This window comes from Zooshikella harenae (assembly GCF_018837975.1).
In the GTDB taxonomy this organism is placed as follows: domain Bacteria; phylum Pseudomonadota; class Gammaproteobacteria; order Pseudomonadales; family Zooshikellaceae; genus Zooshikella; species Zooshikella harenae.
Map to the genome: position 1 here is coordinate 1 of NZ_JAGSOY010000272.1, position 1062 is coordinate 1062.

Annotated in this window: 2 protein-coding genes; both read left to right on the plus strand. The window is 41.1% G+C overall.

The genetic code is table 11. From position 1 onward, the window contains the following. The first annotated feature begins 16 nt into the window (after window positions 1-16). A complete protein-coding gene (locus KCG35_RS25570) occupies window positions 17-499 on the plus strand; it encodes a hypothetical protein (RefSeq protein WP_215822674.1) in 483 nt (160 codons plus the stop codon). 113 nt (window positions 500-612) lie between these two features. Beyond that, window positions 613-1062 (plus strand): hypothetical protein (locus KCG35_RS25575; RefSeq protein WP_215822675.1); only part of this gene is annotated, 450 nt, incomplete at its 3' end.

Sequence of the window (1062 nt, forward strand, 5' to 3'; positions counted from 1 at the left end):
TGAGCAAGGATAATTAATGAGCATTGAAGAAGAATTCAAAGGAAAAGTGGCAGAGCATCTTGATCGTCTGTCTGCTGATCTAACACCAGTACTCAAGAAGCTAATCGAGTATGGCTACCCAAAAGAAGTCGACATGCTCGCATTTGAGATATTTATTGATGGTTTTTCTTCTGGATTTCCTGTGAGAGCATTCTTCATGGATGAGGACAATTCTGAGCACTTTGTTTACATCGATGGAAAAGCAGAATATCCATCACCAGTAGATCCAGATTTGCTAAAAATTGATCACGTCTATCCCTACGAACTAGAAGAAGAATATACAAACAGGGATGAATCGCTCGACCCTTGGCACATAGCAACAAATGAACTTATTGAATGGTTTTCTAAGTGTTGGCTTGCTGCAGGAGGTAAATCATTCAAATTAAAAGCTAACATCGCTCCTCATGATAGTAACCATGAATTTGATCTCAAAGAAAGCAAGTGGGTGGAACGGTGGTAGCTCATAACAAGCGCATCTTGCCGGACTTGGGTAAACTGTCACCTTTTTCGCGCTGCGCGGCAAAAAAGCCGCCAGTTTACCCAAGCCGCAAATGCGGGCGTTAAGTGTTCCCAATGAATAGAAAAATACCTACAGAAGATGATTGGGCTGAGTATGATCGCGAATTTGTCCTTGATTTAGACGTTAATTATGCTCGTGGCCAGTTTTTCGGAAAGAGTAATGCGGAGATGCTGCCTCAGTACAAAGACCATGTTTTAATGCGGGCAGAAGATCTACATTGGATGCCGAAAAAGCCGTTTCAATATTATGTGTTTGGATTTCGGGATTATGTTCGTAACGGCGATTTTGGTTTTTATGAAAGTTCGGACGCAGCTAGCGCGTTTCTTAGCCTAATTTTACAGAAATTAAAAGAGCAGCCTGACCACATCCTTCCCGTGATTCCTGAGCTAATGAAGGACCTAGAATATATAGCCTCTAATCAGGAAATTTATGAGGCAGATACAGATATTTATGGAAATTTCATGGATGTATACAATGAGATACGAAGTCTTGCTAAACACACT

Excerpts from the sequence above, each read along its gene's own strand:
- KCG35_RS25570 (WP_215822674.1), top strand. The coding sequence starts at position 17 with ATGAGCATTGAAGAAGAATTCAAAGGAAAAGTGGCAGAGCATCTTGAT.